21 protein-coding genes and 1 pseudogene are annotated in these 20233 nt (G+C 44.3%); 6 read left to right on the forward strand and 16 right to left on the reverse strand.

What is annotated here, in order from left to right; genetic code table 11:
• The first annotated feature begins 45 nt into the window (after positions 1-45).
• A complete protein-coding gene (locus F6K46_RS23090) occupies positions 46-270 on the forward strand; it encodes a hypothetical protein (protein WP_293061423.1) in 225 nt (74 codons plus the stop codon).
• On the opposite strand, the gene cphA is transcribed toward F6K46_RS23090, so the two are convergent.
• Entirely contained in the window at positions 263-2941 is a 2679-nt protein-coding gene (gene cphA / locus F6K46_RS23095; RefSeq protein ID WP_293061425.1) for a cyanophycin synthetase, read from the reverse strand. The genes F6K46_RS23090 and cphA overlap by 8 nt on opposite strands.
• A 439-nt stretch (positions 2942-3380) precedes the next feature.
• Complete coding sequence (locus F6K46_RS23100) at positions 3381-4232, reverse strand: cyanophycinase (protein WP_075906671.1); 852 nt, start codon at positions 4230-4232, stop codon at positions 3381-3383.
• Positions 4233-4446: 214 nt separating this feature from the next.
• Here F6K46_RS23100 and trmD point away from each other — a divergent pair, with 214 nt between their 5' ends.
• A complete protein-coding gene (trmD, locus tag F6K46_RS23105) occupies positions 4447-5118 on the forward strand; it encodes a tRNA (guanosine(37)-N1)-methyltransferase TrmD (protein ID WP_293061429.1) in 672 nt (223 codons plus the stop codon).
• Positions 5119-5121: 3 nt separating this feature from the next.
• Here trmD and F6K46_RS23110 read toward each other — a convergent pair whose 3' ends face one another.
• The 4 genes from F6K46_RS23110 to F6K46_RS23125 are packed head-to-tail and all read right to left on the reverse strand — an operon-like array spanning position 5122 to position 7149.
• Entirely contained in the window at positions 5122-5253 is a 132-nt protein-coding gene (locus F6K46_RS23110; RefSeq protein ID WP_293061431.1) for a hypothetical protein, read from the reverse strand.
• 17 nt (positions 5254-5270) lie between these two features.
• Positions 5271-5540, reverse strand: coding sequence for a hypothetical protein (locus tag F6K46_RS23115; RefSeq protein ID WP_293061433.1), 270 nt, complete (start codon positions 5538-5540; stop codon positions 5271-5273).
• Complete coding sequence (locus tag F6K46_RS23120; RefSeq protein ID WP_293061435.1) at positions 5489-6865, reverse strand: NCS2 family permease; 1377 nt, start codon at positions 6863-6865, stop codon at positions 5489-5491. Before F6K46_RS23120 ends, F6K46_RS23115 begins: the two co-directional genes overlap by 52 nt.
• A gap of 14 nt (positions 6866-6879) precedes the next feature.
• Complete coding sequence (locus F6K46_RS23125; protein ID WP_293022836.1) at positions 6880-7149, reverse strand: hemolysin XhlA family protein; 270 nt, start codon at positions 7147-7149, stop codon at positions 6880-6882.
• A 455-nt stretch (positions 7150-7604) separates the two neighbouring features.
• On the opposite strand from F6K46_RS23125, the gene F6K46_RS23130 reads away from it, so the two are divergent.
• A complete protein-coding gene (locus F6K46_RS23130; protein ID WP_293061439.1) occupies positions 7605-9383 on the forward strand; it encodes a class I SAM-dependent methyltransferase in 1779 nt (592 codons plus the stop codon).
• Between the two features lie 137 nt (positions 9384-9520).
• Positions 9521-10306 (forward strand): class II aldolase/adducin family protein, encoded by a 786-nt coding sequence (locus tag F6K46_RS23135; protein ID WP_293061441.1) that lies wholly within the window; start codon positions 9521-9523, stop codon positions 10304-10306.
• Positions 10307-10317: 11 nt separating this feature from the next.
• On the opposite strand, the gene F6K46_RS23140 is transcribed toward F6K46_RS23135, so the two are convergent.
• The gene (locus F6K46_RS23140) at positions 10318-11250 is read right to left on the reverse strand and encodes a glyoxylate/hydroxypyruvate reductase A (protein WP_293061443.1); all 933 of its coding nucleotides are present in this window, start codon (positions 11248-11250) and stop codon (positions 10318-10320) included.
• 16 nt (positions 11251-11266) lie between these two features.
• Between F6K46_RS23140 and F6K46_RS23145 the strand changes: the two genes are divergently transcribed.
• Positions 11267-12484: an LL-diaminopimelate aminotransferase gene (locus tag F6K46_RS23145; RefSeq protein WP_293061445.1), complete on the forward strand. Its 1218-nt coding sequence runs from the start codon at positions 11267-11269 to the stop codon at positions 12482-12484.
• Between the two features lie 66 nt (positions 12485-12550).
• Here the strand turns inward: F6K46_RS23145 and F6K46_RS23150 are convergent, their stop codons facing one another.
• The 7 genes and pseudogenes from F6K46_RS23150 to F6K46_RS23180 form a co-directional block, all read right to left on the reverse strand.
• Entirely contained in the window at positions 12551-13657 is a 1107-nt protein-coding gene (locus F6K46_RS23150) for a substrate-binding domain-containing protein (protein ID WP_293061447.1), read from the reverse strand.
• Between the two features lie 21 nt (positions 13658-13678).
• A complete protein-coding gene (locus tag F6K46_RS23155; protein ID WP_143727903.1) occupies positions 13679-13897 on the reverse strand; it encodes a hypothetical protein in 219 nt (72 codons plus the stop codon).
• Position 13898: 1 nt separating this feature from the next.
• Positions 13899-14282 carry a hypothetical protein gene (locus tag F6K46_RS23160; RefSeq protein ID WP_293061458.1) on the reverse strand — a complete coding sequence of 128 codons (384 nt, stop codon included), beginning with the start codon at positions 14280-14282 and terminating at the stop codon, positions 13899-13901.
• A gap of 18 nt (positions 14283-14300) precedes the next feature.
• Positions 14301-14648 (reverse strand): hypothetical protein, encoded by a 348-nt coding sequence (locus tag F6K46_RS23165; RefSeq protein ID WP_293061460.1) that lies wholly within the window; start codon positions 14646-14648, stop codon positions 14301-14303.
• A 167-nt stretch (positions 14649-14815) separates the two neighbouring features.
• On the reverse strand, positions 14816-15400 hold the full coding sequence (locus F6K46_RS23170) for a vWA domain-containing protein (protein WP_293061480.1): 585 nt from the start codon (positions 15398-15400) through the stop codon (positions 14816-14818).
• Between the two features lie 84 nt (positions 15401-15484).
• A pseudogene (locus F6K46_RS23175) lies at positions 15485-16309 on the reverse strand (extracellular solute-binding protein); the annotation flags it as partial.
• 72 nt (positions 16310-16381) lie between these two features.
• Complete coding sequence (locus tag F6K46_RS23180; RefSeq protein ID WP_293061462.1) at positions 16382-16579, reverse strand: hypothetical protein; 198 nt, start codon at positions 16577-16579, stop codon at positions 16382-16384.
• 148 nt (positions 16580-16727) lie between these two features.
• Between F6K46_RS23180 and F6K46_RS23185 the strand changes: the two genes are divergently transcribed.
• On the forward strand, positions 16728-17471 hold the full coding sequence (locus F6K46_RS23185; protein ID WP_293061482.1) for a Uma2 family endonuclease: 744 nt from the start codon (positions 16728-16730) through the stop codon (positions 17469-17471).
• Between the two features lie 38 nt (positions 17472-17509).
• Here F6K46_RS23185 and F6K46_RS23190 read toward each other — a convergent pair whose 3' ends face one another.
• The gene (locus tag F6K46_RS23190) at positions 17510-18649 is read right to left on the reverse strand and encodes a hypothetical protein (RefSeq protein WP_293061464.1); all 1140 of its coding nucleotides are present in this window, start codon (positions 18647-18649) and stop codon (positions 17510-17512) included.
• Positions 18622-19890, reverse strand: coding sequence for a tetratricopeptide repeat protein (locus F6K46_RS23195; RefSeq protein WP_293061466.1), 1269 nt, complete (start codon positions 19888-19890; stop codon positions 18622-18624). Before F6K46_RS23195 ends, F6K46_RS23190 begins: the two co-directional genes overlap by 28 nt.
• Positions 19891-20233: the final 343 nt, after the last annotated feature.

Genomic DNA, 20233 nt, shown 5'->3' on the forward strand with positions numbered 1-20233 from the left:
AATTAAGAATTAAGAATTAAGAATTTAGAATTAAGAATTTAGTATTTGGAATTCTGCATTCTACATTCTACATTCTGCATTCTACATTCTACATTCTACATTCTGCATTCTGCATTCTACATTCTGACATACAACCTTCAACCCTCAACCTTCAACCTTCAACCTTGGCCTTTCGGCCACGCTACGCGAACAACCTTCAACCTTCAACCTTGGCCTTTCGGCCACGCTACGCGAACAACCTTCAACAAATACCAACAACCGCTTAATTGACCACCGATGGCTTCAACTCATCTTCGGTGTCAGCACTGGTTGCCTTAAGGCCATTATCCGGCAAGGGATGACGAGCCTCAATGAGTTTGATCGCACGACTGACACTTTCTGGCAGAATCACCACTAAACCACCATCAGCCACTTTATCCAAACCCCTATCAATTGCCTCTGTTTCGTTGAGGATAATCTCATAGTTGGACTCGCGATTTTCCTCTCGTATGCCCTTACGAATTAACTCAGCTGCATCACCACTGGGACGTCCTCTTAAGTCATCATCTTCTTTGATAATAATCCTGTCAAAGATTTTTGCTGAGAGTCGTCCTAATTCAATAAAGTCTTCATCCCGGCGATCCCCAGGACCACCCACAACCCCAAAGCGCTCTCCCGGCCAGTTGCGCACAAAACTACCCAATGCCTCGTAACTAGCTGCATTGTGGGCATAATCCACTAGAGCATGATAACTGCCAAGATTGAACAAATTCATTCGTCCGGGTGTCTGGTCTACAGAAGCCCGAAATGTGGTCAATGCCTTTCGAATGGCCTCAATCGAGACTCCTTGAGCAAAGGCAGCGAGACTCGCAGCTAGAGCATTAGCAATCATAAAAGGTGCCCGTCCCCCAATTGTCACTGGCACATTAACTGCCTGCTCAATCCGCAGGGTCCAATCCCCTTTGATGATAGACAAATAACCATTTTCATAAACCGCAGCCAGACCTCCACCACTAGTGTGGTTTTTGATCAACTCATTCTCTGAGTTCATCGAGAAATAACCCACTTGACCCTTTACCTTTTCTGCCATTGCTCTGACTAGGGGGTCATCAGCATTGAGGATAGCATAGCCCTTCGGACTCACCACTTCCGCCACAATACTCTTCACCTTGGCCATCTGTTCAATGGTGTCGATGTCTCCAATTCCCAAGTGGTCAGCGGAGACATTTAAAACCACCCCAATATCACATTTGTCAAAGGCCAAGCCAGAACGCAGGATCCCACCCCGAGCAGTTTCCAGCACTGCCACCTCAACTGTAGGGTCTCTGAGAATTACCTGAGCACTTTGGGGTCCAGTGGTATCACCTTTTTCCACCATATATTCATCAATGTAGATGCCATCTGTGGTGGTATAGCCCACAACCTGTCCAGTTTGGCGATAGATATGGGCAATTAAGCGGGTTGTGGTGGTTTTTCCGTTGGTACCTGTAATCGCGATGATGGGAATACGGTTAGGTTGCCCATTTGGGAAGAGCATATCTAGGACTGGTGCTGCCACATTCCGGGGCTGACCTTGACTAGGACAAACATGCATCCTAAAGCCAGGGGCAGCATTCACCTCAACCACCACCCCATCAGCTTCCCGTAAAGGCTTAGTGATATCGGAGGTGACAATATCAATTCCAGCAATATCCAGACCAATAATTTTGGCAACCCGCTGTGCCAGCCAGATAGTTTCTGGATGGATGTTATCGGTGTGGTCTACAGCAATACCCCCAGTGCTGAGATTGGCAGTTTCCCGCAAGTAACAAACTTCCCCCTTTCTGGGTATACTGTCCAATCTGTACCCTTGCTTCTTCAATACACTGTCACTGGTAGCGTCTAACACAATTTTAGTCAAGACATTGTCGTGTCCCTCACCGCGATGGGGATCAAGGTTAGTTTGCTCAATCAGTTCCTCAATCGTAGACCTACCATTCCCCACCACATGGGCAGGGATACGCTCTGCTACCGCTACTACCTTGCCATTGACCACAAGAATCCGGTGGTCAAAACCTTTATAATAGCGCTCCACAATCACAGAGCGGGAGACTTCTTTGGCGGTCTTATAGGCAGTCTGCGCCTCTTCCCAGCTATTAATATCGAGGGTAATGCCTCGTCCATGATTCCCATTCAGGGGTTTAATCACAATCGGGTAGCCACCTACATACTCAATTGCCCCTTCCAACTCATCTAGGAATCGAATCGTTGTCCCCCGGGGAACCGGTACACCAGCATCCCTCAGGATTTGTTTGGTACCTTCTTTATCACAAGCCAACTCAACCCCTAAAATCCCTGAATAATCACTCAATGTGGCTTGAATCCGCTTTTGGTGGACACCGTAGCCCAGTTGAATCATCGCTCTCGCGCTCAGCTGCATCCAGGGAATTTCTCTGGCTTCGGCTTCCTTAACCAGGGATTGAGTGCTTGGTCCTAAAGCTGAATTATTAGCCAGTTCTTGTAAATCTTTCAGGTCTTGTTCTAATTCACTTTGGGGATAGGTTTGCTTATCAATGATGCTACGACACAGCCGCACAGCTGCCCTAGCGGCATAACGACCCACCTGCTCATCAATGTACTCAAATATGACCTGGTAGACTCCTGGTGTCGCTGTTTCCCTAGTGCGACCAAATCCAACCCTCATGCCAGCCAGATCTTGTAGTTCTAGGGCAACGTGTTCAATGATGTGCCCCATCATGGTGCCTCTGGCAACCCGAGCAAGGAATCCCCCCCGGACACCAGGGGAACAGAAATGCTCTTCCAGACTGGGTAGGACAGTCTTTAGTCCCTTATAGAAGCCAGGAATCTCGTTGGAGGGGGTATTTGCCAATTCCTCTAAATCGAGACGCATGACAATCAGTTTGTGATGTCCAATACTCCAATAATTAGGACCACGTAAAGTCTGGATTCTCAGAATTCTCATATCAACTGAAACTTCGGTGGTGATGCTCGCTGAATGTGCAAGGAAGCCTAAAGACCCAATTTATCAAATAAATTCCGCCTTTATCGCCTACTTTGGCACTACTTTGGCACATTATGAGCCGATTGGCACGCTTGAAAACTCTAGCTCCAATCCGGGAATCAGGCGATCCGGTAGGCTGCTGATTAGATTTGGGATAATCTTATTATTATCAACCTTGGAGATCAAAAAAACTGTTCTGTGTGAACAGTTTTTTCAAAATTATCCATAATTATCCATTGCAGCCAGCAGGTAATCAGATGAATTCCCCCAACTACAGTCATGAGGAAACCCCCTGATTCAGGCGCTGCATCCCTTGGCACAGGGGAGGTAAAGCCATACTCAAAAGCGTGGTTATTGCGGTTTTTGTCTAGGATGGCGGTTGTTGTCCAGGAGGTAAGGTTTAGCTTTCTACTGCGAATAAGGAACGCTTCTGAAAGTGGTAGCGATCGCCATGACACAGAACATGCACTCGCAGATTGTGGATACTGATCGGGTCGTTATGACCAATCTTAGGCTGGTTGGTGTAAGACATTTCCTTGGGATCAATAATTGTGACAGTGCCTTTACCCATCACTTCTAACCAACCATTTTTTTCAAACAAAGCACAGGTATCTTCATCGATTCCGATGGCCAATCGCTCCGGATGTTCCGAAATAGCACTGATCAGGCGTGCCATACGATTCCGATGGTAGAAATGTTGATCGACAATCACCTCTGGAATGATTCCTAAGCCCATGGTTATATCCACCAAAGAACGATTAGGAAACTCACCACTACCACCACCAGCAATCATGTGATGACCCATAACTGCAGCCCCAGCACTTGTCCCAGCTATGGTAATCTCGCTCTGATGAACCCGCTGCCGAACTTTTTCCATTAAGGGGGTATCGGCTAGTAGCCCGCACAAGCGTAGTTGGTCACCTCCAGTCATGAATACCCCGGTACAGATTTCCAAGTACTCTAGTAAGTCTTGGTTTTCTGCTTGATAGCGATCGCGTATATCTAGCAACCGAATTTCCTCGGCTCCCATGTCTTCAAAGATGCGTTGATAGCGACTGCCAATCACGGTTGGTTCTCTGGAGGCTGAAGGGATAATGGCAAGGCGAGCATTAGTTCCTCCAGCACGCCGAAAAAAAGTTTGCAGGATCTCTCGTCCGTGAACTTTATCTTCAGCGCCGCCGATTACCAAAATAGCTGGTTGAGTGGACTTAGGCATCCTCATTCTTTGCAATTGAGATTCTAACTGCTGCATTATATTAGTAATGGGCATGAGGTGAGTTGAATACTTTTGAGTAGTGCTTTTTAGTTAAAATGCCACATTATAGCAATTTTTCCGTTGAATCCGTGATTTTTTAATGATATTCACGCATTATAGCCTTACCATTTATGCATAATCACTGATTATGTATCTTAGCCTCTTCCCACAGGATTTTTAGCTCCAGACCCCTACCCTCCCTTAACTCCTTGTGCGATTTGACATTATCACTCTGTTTCCGGATTTCTTCACCTCTCCCCTGAGTTCAGGGCTACTTGGTAAGGCACTCCTCAAACAAATAGCCGAAGTGCATCTGATCAACCCCCGAGACTTTGCTACTGACAAGCATCGACGAGTTGATGATGAACCCTACGGTGGTGGGGTGGGAATGTTGATGAAACCAGAGCCGATTTTTGCGGCTGTAGAGTCTTTACCCATTTTACCCCACCGTGATGTCATCTTAATGACTCCCCAGGGGCAACCGATGAAACAGCAATTGTTCAAAGAATTGGCCACAGGTTATGATCAGCTGGTGATAATTTGTGGACACTACGAAGGTGTGGATGAGCGGGTATTACATTTAGTCACCCGAGAGGTCTCACTGGGGGATTTTGTCTTAACCTGTGGAGAAATCCCAGCCCTAGCCATGATTAACGGTGTCACCCGGTTGCTACCAGGGACAGTAGGAAAAGCCGAATCCCTTAAATTAGAAAGCTTTGAAGCCGGGTTACTGGACTATCCTCAGTACACAAGACCTGCTGAGTTTCGGGGATGGAAGGTTCCAGAAGTTCTGTTATCAGGACATCATGGGGAAATTGACCGCTGGCGTAAACAGCAGCAAATTCAGAGGACCAAAGAACGCCGTCCTGATTTGTTTGATTAATCCCTAAATAGTAAAGGGAACAGGGAGTAGGGAGTAGGGAGTAGGGAATCGGGAGTAGGGAATCGGGAGTAGGGAATCGGGAGTAGGGAATCGGGAGTAGAGAATCGGGAGTAGGGAGTAGGGAATCGTAAGCATTTAGCTTATGGGCTACATCACAGCGTCGTTCGCACAGCGTGGCCAAAGGCCAAAGCCTGTGCCACGATACTTGAGGTGCCAACGGCTGATAGCTGTTCGCGTAGCGTGCGCGTAGCGCTTAAGCTGATAGCTGATAGCTGTTCGCGTAGCGTGCGCGTAGCGCTTAAGCTGATAGCTGATAGCTGTTCGCGTAGCGTGCGCGTAGCGCTTAAGCTGATAGCTGATAGCTGAATGCTTACGCTCCTACTAAGGAAAACTTTAAGATAAATACTGTTGCTAAAATCCACATGGCAATAGTCGTTTCGTGAGCTTTACCCTGAAAAGCTTTTAACAGAGGAAAGGTAATTAAACCGACAGCTAAGCCATCAGCAATGGAATAACTTAAAGGCATGATCAAGATGGTGAGAAATGAGGGAATTGACTCGGCTGGATCGTCCCAATGGATTTTTATAACACTTCCGATCATCAACACTCCAACCATGACTAAGGCTGGTGCTGTGGCAAAGCTGGGAATGGCAGATAGAAAGGGAATGAAAACTATGGATAGGGCAAATAAAATGGCAGTAACAACGGCAGTCAAGCCAGTGCGTCCCCCTTCCAATAGTCCTGATGCAGACTCAATATAGGTGGTTACTGTAGAGGTGCCTAAGATTGCCCCAGCAGTAGTACCGATTGCATCTGCCATAAAGGCTCGCGACCCATGGGCAAATTCCCCCTTTTGATTGATATAACCTGCTTTGACTCCTAGTCCAGTTAGGGTACCAACGGTATCAAACAGATCCACAAACAGTAGCACAAATAGGATACTCAGTAGTTCCCAGATATTGGTCTGAACTACCTGTGACAGACCTACAAATGCCTGACCAAGTAAATCTCCTGGCCATTGGGGTAAGGCAACAATTCCTTGTGGCCAAGGGGCTATCCCCAAAATCCATGCCAGTAATGCGGTGGCGAGAATACCCCACAGCAGGGCTCCGGTAATGCGTCGAGCGATCAAGGCTGAGGTAATTAGAATCCCGACAATGGTTACTAATGTGGCTGGCTCAGTCAAATCTCCCAAGGTAGTGGTAGTTGCCTGAGACTGAGTAATGATACCTGAGCTATTGAGACCAATATAAGCAATAAATAAACCAATGCCTGTGGTGGTGGCTTGTTTAATGCATTCGGGAATCCCAGTGACAATTTTACGGCGAACTCCAGTAACCGTCAGCACTATAAAAATTAATCCTTCAATGAAAACCGCAGCCAGAGCAACCCGCCAATCTATGCCTAAACCCAACACTACTGAAAAGGCAAAGTAGGCATTGAGACCCATGCCTGGTGCTAGGGAAAATGGATATTTGGCATAGAGTCCCATCACTAAGGTTGCCAAAGCAGCTGAAATCCCGGTGGCAATCACTAATTCCCCAAACAAATCCTTGGGTTGTTGGAGGAAAATGGCATTAGACAAAATATCGGGATTGACCACCAGAATGTATGCCATGGTGACAAAGGTGGTTACTCCCGCCAGAATCTCGGTACTAAGTTTGGCTTGGTGTTGATCAAATTGGAAGAATTTAGCGATCGCGATCGCTAACTCTAAAATCCCTAACCTCTGCTGGCTCCAATCCATCCTTTGAGGATAGATTAGGGGTTGCCTGAAATAACAAAACGACCAACACATACCACAAAACCGCCAACTGCTGTGACCAAAATGCCGATCAATGTCCAAATTTGTGCCTTGCTTGAACCGTTTAATTCTTTGAAATCCGTTGCAATCGCGTTTTGCTTGCTCTCTATTTTTATTAGTGTTTCGTTTATCGTGTTGACATCTTTTTGAAGGCTGTCTAGCTTCCCGTTTATGTCTTTTAAGACTTCCTCTAAGGAGTAAGTAATTGTTATGGGTGTCTCGCTCATGGGTTAAATTTCTATTATAGATATATTTTGCTGATGTCCCCTAGTAGGCAACTAGGGGACTGTCTTTATTATCCACTTTATGCTGACACTGAGTGAAGCCTCTGCAGCTGCTTTGACTGCATTCCGGGAGGAGCCTCGTAACTATTAATAGCGCTCAGCTTCCCTTCCCCTCACTGCTGACTCCCTTCTTGGTTGCAAAATTTAACTAAATTTAACAAAGTTTAAATTTACCATCAAATTAAGCATTATATCAATAAAATACAGTTAATTTTTGTAATAAAGTAAATCATTGATAAATGATTTACTGACAGCTGACGGCTGAAAGTTGACGTCATTTCAGACACCCTTGACTTTTGTTGCCAAATCTTGAAATAATAAAATCTGATTGTAGAATAGCTTAGAGTTGTTCTGTGATTTTGACTGATTTGGTCTTAATCCTCACATAATTTTTTTCAATGAAAATCCAGTATAAATCTCTCGAAAACCCTACATCCTCGGCAAGTGAGCGTCACTCGCCACACCATCAAAAATTTGTCGCTCCGCCACTGGATGATAAGTTTTACGCCGAGAGTTATGAGTTACGCAAGGCAGCTTCGACCATGACAGTTGCTGCCATTGAGTGGTTCCGCAATAATGTAACAGTATTACTGGAGGGAAGTTATTCACCCTCACACCAAGACGATACCTTATCGGTACTCAGTATTGGCAGTGGCGAAGGTGATATTGATCTTGAAATCATACAGAGCCTGATTCCCAGGCTTAATCCACGGTGGAAGCAGTTAAACTATGTAGCACTTGAACCGAATCCGATCCATCGCGGACGCTTTCTAGAACGGCTCGACCAGGCATCTTTAGGCGAAAATGTAGAGGTGTCGGTGCGTGATGACTATTTTGAACCCGGTAAGTTTGAAAGCCAACAGAAGTACGATTTGGTTCTGTTGACCCACGTTTTATACTACTTTGACGAGCCTTACCAAGCAATTCAGAGCGCCCTAACTCAAACCAAGGAAGGCGGACAGGTGGTAATTGTCCACCAAACAGCTACAGGTATCCCTCAAATCCAGCGCGAGCATATGCTGGAAGCAAAAGGTAACCAAAATGAGATGTTCACAGCACAGGACATTAGAAATTTACTGGATACTCAATCTCATCAGCATCAGTATCACCATGTCCATGCTCGCCTGGATGTAACTGAATGCCTCCAAGGCTTTGAAACTGGCGTCAAAATTATGTCCTTTTGTATGGAATGCGATTTGCGCCAGTTTCAGGAAGCCAAATTTTTCAAGATTCTCCAGGCATTTTGGCGGTTGGCTGAGATTGAGGACAGTGGGAAAGCATTTATAAATGAACCGATTGGGGTTTTTGTCTTGCCAGCTCCCAGTGTTACTGTTGAACAAAGAAGTCCAGAAGACCAAGATCCAGTAATTGATTATTGGCAGTTGGCGCAGCGTTTCGACTGGTCGGCTACTTTCTTATCACAATATCATCGAGGAAAATCTTCGTCTGATCTCAGATTACTGGATGTTGCCTGTGGCACAGGGCGCTGGTTGGAAGCTTTTAGTCACTATATCCAACTTGATCAAGGAATTGATAATGTTGTCTACGATTGCTTAGACCCTTGTGGGAGTTCAATTTCTCAAGCGAGTAAAAAAATTCCTCTTCTTTTCCAGCGAGGTAACCAATATGTTAATACAATTCAAGGAGCAAAGCTGGAAAGTAATGCTTACGACCTGTTGTGGTCGATGCACGGCTTTTATATGATTCCACGCCAAGACTTGAAACCTGTGTTGAAAAAGTGTGCTAGTTTGCTGAATGATACGGGAGTTGGATTTATTGGTTTGGCTACTCGTAAATCTTTCTACGTGGATTTCTACGAGCAATACCTGCAAATTTTTAAAGATGGAAAAGGCGAAGGATTTACCTCTGCGGAAGATGTGATCGAGAGTTTGGGTGAATGTGGGATTCAGCATCAAGTCCATAGGATATTCTATGAAGAGCCCATAAAAGCTGATGACTACGCAGCCTTAGAGCATTACATCAAGAATGAGGCAACAGTTAACTGCTTTAACAAGGATAAGGAAGCAGAGCAGTTATCTGAATCAAAAAATATTACCTTGGAAGATTTGCTCTCTCATCCGGAGATGGAACGATATCTAAACTCATTGCTCAGAAACTCCGTCTATTACTTTCCTGAGGAGATCTGGCTGATCTCGTTTAATGGTAGCCAGTGTTAATCGGTTTCTATTTTTTACCAAAGTAAGGAATGCCTGAATTTTCATTCCTTCAAACATCTGCTGTACCCAGCCCAGTAGTACAGCAGTCCTGTTTCCTTTGAATACCGATGTGATCACAAAGCAAAAGACATGGAAGTATGAGTGTACAGATAACAAGCTCTAACATCAGGAATCCGATAGCCAAGTCCTACTCCCAGGATGAACAAAACTTGCGCGAAGACCTTGCTGCTGCTTACCGCTTGGTTCACTACTACGGGATGACGGAGACGATCCATAGCCATATTTCAGTACGCATTCAGTCCGAACCAGCTATATTCCTAATCAATCCCTATGGTATGCTGTTCGATGAAATCCGTGCATCAGATCTAGTGCGAGTTGATGTCAATGGTAACAAAATCGATGCTACAGACGCTGAAGTAAATCAGGCAGGATTCACCATCCATAGCGCCATTCATTTAGGTTGTCCTGATGCTCATGCGATCGCCCACACCCATACTGTAAGTGGCATGGCGGTTGCTGCGATGGAAGAGGGTCTGTTACCCCTTAACCAAGCTTCCATGGAGTTCTATAATCGTGTTGCTTACCATGACTATGAGGGGATATCACTCGACCTTGATGAGCGCGATCGCCTGGTTGCATCCCTAGGACAGAAGAACTGTTTAATCCTGCGGAACCACGGGCTTTTAACTGTGGGTCGAACCGTTGCAGAAGCACTTTACTATATGTACAACCTGAATAAGGCGTGCGAGATCCAAGTCAACGTGCTAGGTACTAGCACCAAGCCGATCCTGCCACCAGCTGAGATTTGTGAACATACAGCCCGCCAGTTTGAGGAGCCAACCTTCCACAACCAGGAGGTCGCCAGGATATGGGCAGCCAATCGCCGTTTGCTTGACCGGCTCGATCCCTCATATCGTCAGTAATAATGGGAACCTCAGTAACCTTGTTCACAATTCACCACATTCTTCAAAGGAAGACCATCACGAAGGCAACGAATAGCATCTACAATTGGTTTTGTCCAGTACTCAGAATCAGTTTGAGTTGCTACATGGGGTGTTATTGTAATTTGAGGGTGTGACCAAAATGGATGATTTTCAGGCAAAGGTTCCCTAGAGAAAACATCCAGACAAGCACCTGAAAGTTGACCTGAATCTAATGCTTCTAATAAATCTTTTTCTACTAAATGTTGCCCCCGTGCAACATTAATCAAATAACTTCCTTTAGGCAAGGCATAAAATGTTTGACGATTAAGAATTCCTTCTGTTTCTGGAGTTAAGGGAAGTAAACACACCAGCACTCGACATTTACTCAAGCAAAGTTTTAACTGGTCTGGTCCATGAAAACACTCTATACCATCGATTTTATTTGGTGTCCGACTCCAACCCCGAATCGGGAAACCAAGAGTCTTGAGTTTCCCAGCAGCATCTGTTCCAAGAACACCAAGACCTAAGATTCCTATAGTACAGGAGCTGGTTTCTGGTAGAGGTAAAGGTTCCCAATGTCGCGTTTTTTGAAATGTTTGATATGTAAATGCTTGTCTGTGAAAACGAAGAACAGCTAACAAGATGTATTCACTCATTCTTGATGTCACACAAGCTTCAACAATACGAACAATTGGCACATTGTGGGGAAGATTGGGGTCTCGTAAAATCTCTTCGACTCCAGCCCCGAAGGAAATAATTCCCTTAAGCTTGGGAAATTTTTCCATTATTCCTAGAGGAGGCTTCCATGTTAATATGGCTTCTATTTTCTCTGGGTTCTCAACTTCTGGCCAGATATGGACATCAAGCTCTGGTATACTTGCCTTGAGTTCCGTAATCAATAGTTCCAGATTTTCAGCTTCATAAATTATAAGTATTGAAAACATAACTAAAACTCTAAATATGACTACAACAAATCCGAATTTGAGGAAATTATTTGTTTCTGATACCTTCGCCGATATGATCAAAAACAAGCTAATGAAGAAGATGGAAGCTCATCAAGCATCCAATCCCCAAAAAGAACTATACATTATGGCCTGGGGTGACACAACTCAGCCCTTACCACCAACAGTGGTTGACGCTTTAGTGGATGCTGCCACTAAGCTAGGAGATCGGTCAACCTATACAGGATATGGGGAATTTGACGGAAATATTAAGCTGAGAGAGGCGATCTGCAACAACTACTACAAGCCTCGTGGAATTGACCTAAAACCAGAGGAGATTTTTGTTAGTGATGGGGCACAGTCAGTTACTTTTGGTCTTCAGGATCTCTTTGGTATAGATAATGCTATTGCCCTACAAGATCCGATTTATCCCCCATATTTAGAAGCAAATCTGTTGGCAGGTAGAAGTAATATTATCTACCTAGAGTGCAATGATAATAATAATTTTGTTCCAGATATTCCTACATCCAAGGTAGATATAATTTACCTATGTTTCCCTAATAATCCTACAGGAGGAGTTGCCACTAAAGAACAACTCAAAGCTTTTGTTGACTATGCCAGAAGTCACAAGTCTGTGATTATTTTTGATGCTGTTTATAGTGCTTTTATTACCGACCCTAACATTCCTAAAAGTATTTATGAAATAGAAGGTGCAACTGAATGTGCCATCGAAGTTGGTAGTTTTTCCAAAACGGCTGGATTCTCTGGATTAAGATTAGGTTGGTCTGTGCTTCCGGTTGCCCTAACCCTTGAAAGCACTGTGCCAGGAGAGTTGAATGAAATGTTTAGAATTGGTCAATCTATCCGGTTTTGGGGTGCTTCTAATATAGCACAACAAGGGGGCATTGCGGCTTTGTCCGAGCAGTGCCAACAAGAATGCCAAGAAATTGTTAACTATTACCTGGAAAATGCGAGAATTCTCAAGGAAGGTTTAGAAGCTTTTGGACTGACCTGTTTTGGTGGCACTAATAATCCCTATATATGGGTCAAAGGAGCGGAGGGAATGAGTTCTTGGGACGTCTTTAACCAACTGTTGTTTAAAGCAGGAATTGTTGGCGTACCTGGTAGCTTATTTGGTCCGAGTGGCGAAGGTTTCTTACGTCTAAGTACTTTATGTAGCCGAGAAGATATAGAAAAGGCCATAGACTTCGCGGCAGTTGTCGGGAACAGAGAATAGCAATCCAGCGCCTTAATCAGGGAGTTTCCCTCTTCTCCCCACACTCTTCTCCCTACTCCCTACTCCCTATTCCACCCGATTCCACATCCGTTGAATTTCCCCAATCACCTCAGAATTTGGTGGTGCCAAGGTTTTTAAATTAGGGTCAGTTTTTGCACCGGGAATACGTTTTGTCCAAGGACTGCCGGACACCGATTGCAAATTAATACCTCCAACTACAGGACGAAAACCGTATTGCACAAAGGTTTTTTGTTGTTCTGGAGCAGTTAGGAATTGGAGGAATTTCCGTGCTGCTTTTACCTGTTGCGAGTTCACATCTCTACGGACAATGGCTGCTGTCGAAACCGTTTCAATGGTGGGATTAAAATAATAAATCTGATAGGGCTTGCTTTGAGTCTGGGCTGCTTGTTCCCAACGGTAGAGGGCAATGCTTTCATATACAGTAGCAACATCTGCCTCATTGGGGCCACGGGTAATAAACTCTTGCAATAGAGTGTCCGTTGAGCGTGGCGGTTGATAGACAGACCGCTTGACTAAACCGAACAGAGACTGGGTTTCCGGGCTATTAAAATTAGTTGGGGATAAGGTTGCGCCCCCAGAATTACTCTGTGTCCAAAGACTTAAGGTCAGTTGTCCGCTATTGGAACGATTAGGATCGGTAGTGACAAAGTCAAAACTACCCCAGTTAGGATTGCCTCCAATCTCCTGCCAATTGCGCTTTTTCATGGCATTTTCCAGTCTTAACCATTGAAAACGACCATCGGGAAACAGAACTTGTCCCCGTTCTGGCCAAGCAATACCTACTAATAGGGTTTTGGCAATGGGTTGGGGGTTATCATAAAAGGGTTCACTAGGGTTTTGGGCTTGCCAGCGGACGCTTAACTCATTCAACAAAACCCCATTAGCGGGAATTAAAATTGTGGGTTTAAAATCATTCTTTTCATCGAGATAGCGATTGACTAATTCCTGGGAGCCTTGGAATTTAAATTCGATGTTAATATTAGAATGGGTTTCTTCAAAACGTTTTTCGAGAACAGCGAGGGGTTCTTGCAATTCTGTTCCAGTGACGACATAAAGGGTTTGTTGTAACCCTGGGAAAGGAGCGTAGGCAATGCCTAGGGAAACAGCGATAATCCCCAGGGATGTAATTGTTTTAGTGGTTTTATTATCCATTTACTCTAGCGGTTTGCGACTTTATTGAGTTTTCTGATTTTTTAGGGAACAGGGAACAGGGAACAGGGAACAGGGAAGAGAGAAGAGGGAATAGGGAACAGGGAACAGGGAACAGGGAACAGGGAATAGATCAGTTGGTATTAAACTTAAGTTATTTACAGCAGTTTGCAATTGGGTATTGAAAACCGCTATAGCTGATAGCTGACAGCTGATAGCTGATAGCTGAATGCTTACTATCAAGTTAAGATAGGAAAAGAGCCATATTGTCTTGAAAACCTGCCAATTCGGTACTGAGGGAGCGCAATTCTTCCAAGGTTTGGATATCTTCTAAATTGCTTGTGCGCAGGCGATTCTGCAACTGTTGTAAAACTCCCGCAGTATCAGTAATCAAAGTAGCTAGAGCAATCACCTGGGCTTGTCTGGCATCTTCCCCTTGTCTGGCCAGGGTAATGTTGTGCTGCAAGCTGGTGGCTAATTGCTGTAATTGTTGTCTGGCGACTCCAGAACTCTTAGTTTTTTTCGCCTCTACCTCTTGCAACTGCTGCTGTAACTCGGTTACCGAAAGCAGGGAGTCGGTACCATGGAGACGTTGGGAGAATTGGTCAATTTTGCTGGGTAATTCCAAAGCGCGATTGACCGAAGGTCACGCTACGCGATCGCATGCAAATTGAATAGTAGAAAGTAGCTCCATTTCGGTGGTAGCAAGGGCAAGTTTTTCCGATTCTGAGCGCAGGCTTTCTGCTTTCTGAGCAATCAGTTGAGCCTGTTGTCGTACCTGTTGTAATTCCCTTTCCAAAGCAGGGTTTTGTAGGGTCGGGGGTCGTTGACTGTCTTTTTGCTTAAGAACAGTGGCACCAGCCACCGTGACCACTCCTGCTAGGGGTATAGCAATGGGGCTAGGAAGTCGAGCAACTCGTACTGCGATCGCTAGGACTACACCTCCTGCTAAGACCGCTAGGGGATAATGAAGAGGATTTGCAAACGTTAACATGGGTTGCCTCATGGGTAATCAGCGACTGATAATTTACTTAAACTGTATAGCGTTAACTCTTCTAATGAGGTACATGTAATTTTTTTTCCTGCTCCCTGCTCCATGCTCCCTGCTCCCTAAAACCAAGTAATTTGTACTTCATCCAATTGATAACTGCTATAATTGACTTAAAACTCAACTTGTAAATCTCCGATCAACTTAGAAATCGTTTCGGGATTGCCCTGACGATAATAGCCCCCATTTAGTTCAGCAATTGTTTGCAATACTTTAGGACTAAATTCTCCTTGTTTGCCGTAACCGACGGTGAAAAAAGCAATACTTTCATCCGCTTCAAAGTTACTGCTTTGTAATTGTTTGGAGAGGTTATCGAGAGTAATTTCCGAGCCAGAATCATCACCATCGGTCAAAATCAACACCGCATTAATCGCGTTTGTTTTAAAATTTTGTTTTAACCAGTTCCGAGCAAAAAGAGCACTATCATATAATCGAGTTCCTCCCCCAGCTTTCAGACTACCAATAAATTTTATCCCCTCAGCTTTTCCTTGGGGTGTGCCTTCCACCATAAAGGGCTGCTTAATCTCATTACTGAAAGGAATAATCGCTATCTTTTCCCTTGAACCGATATTCTGCACGTAGTTCAGTAACGTATTCTGCACAGCCGAGAGTTTCTCACCTCTCATAGAACCGGAAACATCTACGACTAAAGCAACTTGGGAAGGTTTTTTGGCGTAGCTTTGCCAACTTTGCAACATCGCTTCTACCACTTCCGGTTTAGGAGGACGGTAGGAATCGTATTGAGGATTGGCTTGTACCCCAAATTCAGAGGAAAACTTACTGCCAAGGGGCACCCCTGGAATCCCTGGACGTAAGCCCAAGTCTACCGCAATTTTTTGGGTTTCTGGTTGCCGTAGGAATTCAATAACTTTTTCCCCTGCTGCTTTTTCTTTGTCACTCACCCATGGGGCATTGGGGAGGATGGCGCGAATGTTGGAACTAAAGGTAGCAGAAGGATAAACCGCTTGATAGTTAACCGTATTATTACCTTGACTGTTGGCAGAAATCACTAAGGATTCGTAGACAGAGCCCACAGAAGCCCAAAAGGGACCGTTGTTCACCATCGATTTCGCTAAAGACCCCGTAGATTTGCCGTAACGGGTGATTTTGTTTTGGATTTTCTGAACCCGATCTTGGTATTTTTTTACATCAGCTATGGTGAGTTCTTCAGGACGCTTACCGGAAACCGAAGCAAATTGAGCCACTAGGGTTTGCAAGCCAGAATTGGAACGGGTTGGGGCGGTGTGAACGTAGGTTATTGGTAAAGCAGCCGCCTTGGGGTCTAGATCCTGGTGATTTTTCGCCTCTACCAAGGAAACATAGAGATCGTCCACTGCTGCTAAACTTCCGGCTAAATCAGCTTGGGTCATAAAAACCATCGGACTGTAAGCAAGCAGAGGTGATTCAGTTAAATCTGGGATATAGTTCTGTCCTGGAAAAATTTTATTAATCTGGAATATCAGCTGACTCTGGTAAATTTCTCCATCGACAGAAATTAAAGTAGGAAATTGGGAATCTTCAGGAGCGATCGCACCAGATTGCAATTGTTTAGTAAGATTAAGAACTTCCTCCACCACATCCCCACTTCCTTTAGTATCGCAGGTTAGATAAAAGGGAGTACCATCCTCTAGTTTAGGCTGGGAGTTATTGAGTTTGGTGGCAGCGCGATTGACCGAAGGTCACGCTACGCGATCGCAAAAATCTTTTAAGTCACTCCCTGCCAGAAAGCGAATTTCTAAACCTCGATTAACTGTTTGGTTGATTGTTTGACTAGTCTGACAAGCACCAAGGAGCAAGAAAACAGAAGAGACCGGTACCAAAGATAGTTTCCAAGAGATTGAAGGGAAAATCTTGGGGAGATTGCTATAATTAAACATTACACATCCCTTAGTTTTTGAATCTAAGATCAATCACCAATTAAATCATAACACGTTTGATTCATAAAAAAAATCTGTTAAAATGGTATTTTTTTATAGGGTGTGATAAGATAGAATAGGCTTCCAGTATTTGGTGAAAATTTTTCCTATGATTCAGCAGATTCAGCCCACCACCGATGACATCTTATATCCCGAAAGTGACGGCAAACCAATGGCCGACAATACCCTTCAATTTGAACTAATTACCACCATTAAGTATGGCCTGGAAGTCCACTTCAAAGATGACCCCAATGTATTCGTTGCCGGGGATTTGTTGTGGTATCCAATACAAGGACAACCCAAAATCAACCAAGCCCCCGATGTGATGGTAGTGATCGGTAGACCCAAAGGGCATCGACGTTCTTATAAAACCTGGGTTGAAGATAATCTTAATCCCCAAGTCACCTTTGAAATAGCCTCCGAAACCAACACCATCAAAGAATTAGAAGAGGATAAACTCAAGTTTTACCAGACCCATGGAGTAGAAGAGTACTATCTCTATGATCCAAATAGAGCAAAACTAAAAGGTTGGTTGCGTTCATCAGAAAAACTAGAACCCATCCCTCAGATGCTTGGTTGGGTGAGTCCCCGTTTAGGAATTACCTTTGAGTTAGTAGCATCGGAATTGGTGCTGTATTATCCCAATGGTGAGCCTTTTGCTAGCTATTTAGAAATTAGTGAGCAAAGAGATATGGCTCAACAAGAGGCAGAGCTCGAAAGGCTCGAAAAAGAACAAGAACGCCAACGGGCAGAACAAGCGGAGCAAGCTTTAGAGCTTGAACGAATTCGTATGAAAGCATTGCTAGAGCAATTAAAAGCAAAAGGGATAAATCCCGATGATTTTGACCTGTAAGCTATTTGATTGATAAGTTTAAACCATACCGATACCCCCTAATTCAAATCCAGAGCCGCCTCTAAAATTTGACTTTTCTGCTGTTCTAATTGACGCACCTTTGATTCATCCCCTAAAGCCCGATAACTGACTTGGGCTTTTTCCAACCACTGTAAAGCTTCATCTTTACTGTCAAGAGTTAGGCTAATAATTACTAAGCGCTTTTGTATTTCCGCTTGACTGTTTAAATCTGATGCTGCTTGAGCGAGTTCTAAACCTTTGAGGTAACGCTCCTTTGCCAGTCGATTTAATCCCACTTCTGTGTAGGTATCCCCTAGCAGTTGATAGGTGGCTACCAAAGTATTACCATCTTTGATGCTTTGTTCGAGTATATCAATAGCATCATATTTCATATTTTCGCTGATGTAAAAATGGGCTAGGGCTAAGGAATTTGCTTCTTCACTTAACTGTTTTTGCTGGAGTTCCTCTACTTCTTTTAATAGGGTGGTAGCTTTCTTTTCATCAAGTATCCAAAAACCCAATTCCCCTTCCTCTATAGAACGTTTACCTTTGTCAGTTTCAACAATTAACGAATAATAACCAGGTGCTAGAGGTTGTTCCCCTGAATAAAGAATTTCTGTCTCCCTAGTGTAGGTTTTCCAGTCTAGATCTGATGCTTGTCCACGAATCCTAACAGAGTAACGTTCTGCACCTTCAACCTGATGCCAGCGTAGGGTGGGTCGGTTGTCGAGTAAGGATGTGTTCCTCGGACTTAATAGGTAAGGAATGTTTTGATTATTTGCTGCCCTAGTAGGAGCGTTTTGATTATTTGCTGCCCTAGTAGGAGCGGTATAATCCTCTGAATGAATTATTCTACTATCTCCGGTGGTAGGACAGCCTTCATTAACGATGGATGTTTTTCCCGGTTCAGGTTTCCAGGTTGTCCAGTTGGAACACAGCACTTCAACGGTAGCATTTGAGCCTACCAACAGCCTATCTTCCCCCCTGAGTACATTACCAATAGAAGCTGGTTGAAAATTTGACCAATTGGGCTTCTGGAATTTGACTTGACCTGGAGGAGCCAAGGCGATAATTAGATTAAAGCTTCGTATTTGAGGCAGGGCAGGTTTGACGAAAGGGACTGCCACACCTAGCCCCAATGCAAAGGCAATTAAGGTTTTCCATTGTTTTGACCACATGATTGATTTTCCTCCTTTAATTTTTGATGAGCTAAGCCCAGCCACAGATCCTCATCAGGATTAGCACTTGACCCCAATTGACAACATTTTTGCCACTGGGTAAGGGCTTTGGTTTTCTGGTTTTGTCCTTGATAAACCTGAGCTAATAAGCAGTGGGCTGAACCGCGATTGCTGATTTTTTCAATACCTTCTGGACTACTGCCTAAAGAGACCGCGCTCCGGAGAATTGGTTCTGCTTGCTCCTCTCGCCCTTGCTTGAGTAAAGCCCAACCCAAGTTTTTCATCAGGTCGTATCGAACTTTGATGCTTGCTTGCCCAGCCCCGGCTAAACCTTTGAAGAGTAAGGGGATAGCTAAGGAGGGTTTGTTGTTAAGAATATGCAAGCGACCTAAGTTGTTATAAGCTTTAACAAAACCGCCTTTTACGGCGAATTGGTATTGAGTTCTGGCTTTGTCAAACTGTTGTAAATTTTCGTATACTACAGCTAAGTTGTAGTGAGCTTTGACATTATCAGGATTAAGGGCTAAGGCTTGCTGATAGTGGGCTTCAGCACTGGCGAGTTGACCCTTGTTATAGTTTTCAAAACCTCTTCTATTAGAAAAATTAGAAAAATTGGGCAGATAAAAGTGAAAACCTAGTAAGATTAGCAGTAATAACTCCGTCGCCCCGAGCTGGGCTTCCCCATGAAAATGCTTGGGAATACCCAGTCGGATTAATAATTTATCAAATCCTTCTTTTCCGGTTTCCGTTAGTTCGCTTATCGCTTGTAATAAGGTCAAAAGACTGGGAAAAGCAATTGCTACTGCTCCCGCAAATCCAGTGCCTGCTATCAGAAAACGAGGCAGAAGGTCGATTAACAAGCCAAGATTCGCCGTCCAGCCAGCAATGCTCAATCCTCGCCATAACCAATCCCACCATTGCCAGCGGGCAAGCTCCGTTTCTGTTTCTAAATGCCACCACCAAGCTGTGTCTGGGGGTTCCAAACTAGTTCGCCAGCTAGAAAAATCAATAACCTTGCTGATCTGCCAAGCATTTTGTTTGAGGCGCACATCCAAGGCAACAAGGGTTTTTTGTTGGTGATAAGAAGGGTAAACTTTTGCCTGACCAGTAGCGTGAACAAAATCCCTAGCATTTAAAACTGCAATAATTTGCTCTTCAGACATCGGTGATGCTGAATCTTCCAGGTTATCAAGGGCTATTTCGTAAGTCTTGAGAGCCTCATCTAAGGGAGGAGTATTCATTTACTTTGTGGGTCAAAGATGTAAAAATTAAACTTAATAAACTTAATTGTTCTTGCAGCTTATATAGTTGATTTTATAGATTTGTACTACTAAGCTCGAAAAGCTTGACTGTAAGCAGTCAGCCGTCAGCCGTCAGCCGTCAGCCGTCAGCCGTCAGCCAAGGGCATAAGCTGATCGCTGATAGCTGATAGCTGATAGCTGATTTTTCAGTATCTATAGACTTATCCGGCTAACCACCAAAAGTTATGCAGGAAACTTTCAATACCAGGTTGATCTCCCACAGGACTTACCCACCAAGACCCTTAACATCCCGTTTCTCCTTATAAGTCAAAAGCTGAAATCG

The sequence above is a fragment of the Moorena sp. SIO3E8 genome (assembly GCF_010692445.1).
Taxonomy (GTDB): Bacteria; Cyanobacteriota; Cyanobacteriia; order Cyanobacteriales; family Coleofasciculaceae; genus Moorena; species Moorena bouillonii.